A 247-nucleotide genomic window follows, 5' to 3' on the forward strand; every position below is an offset into this window, starting at 1 on the left:
CTTCTATTAAAGAACCAATTCCAGGATTAATCCTATCAAATACCTTCCGAACAGGTATAATTGGACTTTCAAAGACGCTGGCTTCAGAGCTTGCACCATATAATATTCTCATTAACACCATTGCACCAGGGCGGATTGGAACTGATCGGGTTAAGCATTTAGATCAGGTAAATGCGGACAAGCAAGGAATTGATATTAAGATGGTTGAAGAACAAATGAAAGCCCAGATCCCATTAAAACGTTATGG

Annotated in this window: 1 protein-coding gene; it reads left to right on the forward strand. The window is 39.3% G+C overall.

Features of this window, described 5'->3' with window-relative positions:
- On the forward strand, positions 1 to 247 hold a 247-nt coding region (locus tag RYX56_RS24380; RefSeq protein WP_317124387.1), incomplete at both ends, for an SDR family oxidoreductase.

Origin of the sequence: Alkalihalophilus lindianensis (genome assembly GCF_032843265.1) — a bacterium.
In the GTDB taxonomy this organism is placed as follows: domain Bacteria; phylum Bacillota; class Bacilli; order Bacillales; family Bacillaceae_D; genus Alkalihalophilus; species Alkalihalophilus lindianensis.